Raw genomic sequence first — 3,778 nt, 5'->3', positions numbered from 1 at the left:
GCCGAGCTGAACAAGCAGATCTCGGCACTCAAGGGGAGTGGCCACGCGCCCAACGACCTGCTCGACGAGCGCGACCTGCTCATCAGCGAGATCAGCAGCTACATCAACGTCTCCACCATCCAGGCCGACGACAACACCGTGGGCTTGTTCATCGGCGGTGGCATGTCGCTGGTGCTGGGCGGTTCGGCCAATGTGTTGCGCGGTGCGCCCGACCTGTACGACCCGTCGAAGACCCAGCTCGCGCTGCGAGAAGGCGGCATCGATCGGCTGGTGCCGCAAGAAAGCATCACCGGCGGCACGATTTCGGGCCTGGTGCGCTTCCAGAACGAAGACCTCACCGCCGCGCGCAACCTGCTGGGCCAGATGGCCGTGGCCGTCAGCGGCGCGATCAACCAGCAGCAGGCCCTGGGCCTGGACGCGCGCCAGCCGGCGAGCGCCGGCTCCCCCTTGTTTTCAGTCGGTGCGCCGCGCAGCTTGCCGGCCTCGGCCAATGGCGGTGATGCGGTGTTCGGCCTTGCGGTGAGCGACTTCACCCACGTTCAGGCCAGCGACTACGAGTTGCGCTTCGATGGCAGCGACTACCGCCTCACCCGCCTGTCGGATGGCAACACCGTGACCGGCAGCCCCTTTTCACCCGCGGCCCTGGCGGCCGGTGTGCAGGTCGAAGGCCTCACGCTGCAGCTCAACTCCGGCACCGCCTCGGCGGGCGATCGTTTTCTGTTGCAAGCCGCCGGCCCCGCAGCCGTCGACATGCGCGCCGTGATGACCGACCCGCGCGGCCTCGCCGCAGCCTCGGCCGTGACCGGCAGTTTCGCCGTCACCAACACCGGCACGGCCTCGATGGCCTCGCTCGGGCTGGCCGACCCGACGGCGTATGACGCCACGCTCACTGCGCGCCTCACCTTCACCTCGGACACCGGCGACTACAGCTTCGACATGGTCGACGCGAGCAACGCTGTCGTGTCGAGCGGCACCGGCACCTGGACCGCCGGCACACCGATCACGCTCAACGGCTTTGCACTGCAGCTCAACGGCGTGCCGCGCACGGGCGACCGCATCGACGTGGCGCCGACCACGTCGGCGGCCTCCAACAACGGCAATGCGGTGTCTTTCGTGGCGCTGGGCGGCTCGCCCTTCGTGGGCGCACAGACCCTGGCCGACGGCACGCGGGTTCCTGGCCTCAGCATCACCGACGCCTACGCCAGCGCGCTGTCCGACATCGGCGTGCGGGTGCAAAGCGCCAAATCGTCGTCGGGCATCTCCAGCGCCATTGCCTCCACCGCCGAGACGGCGCGTGTGAACAAGGCGGGTGTGAACCTCGACGAAGAGGCCGCCCGCTTGATCCAGTTCCAGCAGAGCTACCAGGCGGCCGCCAAGATGTTGCAGGTGGCCCGAGATGTGTTCGACACCTTGTTGCGGACCACCGGCAGCTGATCTGCCTTGACTTGAGCCGCTTTGACATAAGAGACACACCATGCGCATCAGCACTGCCAACACCTTCGATGCTTCGGTCGACTCCCTCGTCCGCCGCCAGACCGCGCTTTCCGCGGCGCAAGAGCAGCTCACCACCGGCAAACGCGTCAACCGCGCAAGCGACGACCCGGCCGCCGCCGCGCGCGCCGAGCGGGCGCTGGCCGCCGAGCTGCACACCGACGCGACGCAGCGCGCCGTCAACGCCAGCCAGAACGCCATGACCCTGGCCGAAAGCGCACTGGGCGACGCGAGCGACCTGCTGCAACAGATCCGCGAGGCCATGGTGGCTGCCGGCAATGGCAGCTACAGCGACCGCGAGCGCCGTGTGCAAGCCGACAAGATCGCCGGCCTGCGCGACCAGCTGCTGACCGTGGCCAATCGGCAAGACGGTTCGGGCACCTACCTGTTTGGTGGGCAGGCGGCTGACCGCGCACCGTTCCTCGACGCGGCCGGGGGTGTCAGCTACCAGGGCACGTCGGGCCAGATCGATGCCGCCTCAGGCGACCCGCTGCCGCTCACCGTCGATGGCCGTGCGGCCTGGATGAGCGCTCGCACCGGCAATGGCGTTTTTGTCACCACCCCGACCGTGAGCACCGGCCGCGCGTGGGTCGACACCGGCCGCGTGACCGACCCGAGCGCGCTCACGGGCTCGAGCTACAGCATCGTCTTCAGCAACACCGCCGGCGTGGTCACCTACTCGGTGCTGCAAGACGGTGCGGGCACGGCCATTGCTGGCGTGCCTTATGTGTCGGGCCGCGCGATCGAATTCGACGGGCTGTCGGCCACCGTGACCGGCGTGCCGGCCGACGCCGACCAGTTCGACCTCACCCCTTCCACCGCCGACCTCAACATCTTCACCGCGCTCGACAACGCGGTGGCGGCGCTCAACACGCCGTTGCGCACCGCCTCGCAGATCACGCAGAGCAACTCGACCTACCTCGCCGCTGTTGACGCCGCCATGGGGCAGATGCAATCGGTGCGCGCGCAGGTCGGTGAAACGCTCAACCGCATCGACAGCGCCACCGGCCGCCTCGACGACCTGCGACTGGCCAGCCAGACCGACCGCAACAACGCCGAAGGCCTGGACATGGTGAAGGCGATTTCAGACTTCCAGAACAAACAAACGGGATACGATGCAGCGCTCAAGAGCTACTCGTTGGTGCAGAAGATGTCGCTCTTCGACTACATCACCTGATTCCTCCAAGGGGCGCGGCGCGTGAACGACAACAACATCCTGGGCCAGGTCGCCCTCGGTTACTCCCCCTTCATCGACCGCAGCCGCGCCGTGTCGGCCACCCGCCTGACGGTGTTTCCGCTGCACCCCGAAGCCACGCCCGATGTGGCGCAACTTCTGCACGCCGTGGGCGGCGTCTGGCCGGCCAACGGCGGCAAGGCCTCGCTCAACGTGCTGAGCGAAAACCTGCTGCAAGACCTGCTGCGCGCCGCCCCCTCGCCCAACCTGATGGTCGAAGTGCCGGCCTTCATGGCCGTCGACCCGGCCAACATCGAGGCGCTGAAAAACCTGCACGCCGCCGGCACGGTGCTGCTGATCAAGGGCCGCCCGCTGAAGGAGCTGCCGCGCGAGGTGCTGCCGTGTTTCACCTATTCCGTCATCGACCTCGCCGACGACCGCCGCATCAATGAAACCAGCGCCACGGCGCCGGCCGGTGTGGAGCGCAACATCCCTCACGTGCAAGCGGGTGTGCGCACCCTGGCCGAGCTCGAGGGCAGCTTTGCCCGAGGCGCGGCTGCCGTGCTCGGCTGGCCGATCGACGACGTGATCAACATGAGTCTGGCCAAGGGCAAACAACCGCAGACAGACCTGCAGGTGATCGTCGAGCTGATCCAGCGTGTCGACAAGGAAGAACCGATCGAAAAACTCGAAGGCACCTTGAAGCGCGACCCGTCGCTGGCGTTCAAGCTGATGCGCTACATCAACTCGCCGGCCTTCGGCCTGCGCGTGGAGATCAGCTCGTTCCGCCACGCCATCATGATGCTCGGCTACCAGCGCCTCAAGCGCTGGCTGGCGCTGTTGCTGGCCACGGCCGGCAAGGACGGCAACATGAAGCCAGTGATGTTTGCGGCGGTGCGACGCGGCCTGCTGATGGAAGAGCTCGTGCGCTCGTCGGGCGACGAAGAGATGCGCAACGAGATGTTCATCTGTGGCGTGTTCTCCTTGCTCGACCGCATGTTCAAGCAGCCGTTCTCCGAGCTGCTGAAAACCATTCCCGTGCCCGAGCGGGTGTACCAGGCGCTGGTCGACGGGTCAGGCCCGTATCAACCGTACTTTGCCTTGGTGCAGGCG

3 protein-coding genes are annotated in these 3,778 nt (G+C 67.2%); all 3 read left to right on the top strand.

All coding sequences use genetic code 11. The features are described from left to right. Nucleotides 1–1,434: FlgK family flagellar hook-associated protein (locus RMO40_RS11635; RefSeq protein ID WP_309720948.1), on the top strand; the 1,434-nt coding region annotated here is incomplete at its 5' end. Nucleotides 1,435–1,474: 40 nt separating this feature from the next. Then, on the top strand, nucleotides 1,475–2,668 hold the full coding sequence (flgL, locus tag RMO40_RS11630; protein ID WP_309720945.1) for a flagellar hook-associated protein FlgL: 1,194 nt from the start codon (nucleotides 1,475–1,477) through the stop codon (nucleotides 2,666–2,668). 21 nt (nucleotides 2,669–2,689) lie between these two features. Then, nucleotides 2,690–3,778, top strand: a 1,089-nt coding sequence (locus RMO40_RS11625) for an HDOD domain-containing protein (protein ID WP_309720941.1), incomplete at its 3' end; no start/stop codon positions are given.

It is taken from the genome of Rhizobacter sp., assembly GCF_031412075.1.
Classification (GTDB): domain Bacteria; phylum Pseudomonadota; class Gammaproteobacteria; order Burkholderiales; family Burkholderiaceae_C; genus Rhizobacter.
This window is presented reverse-complemented; position numbering and strand designations above follow the sequence as displayed.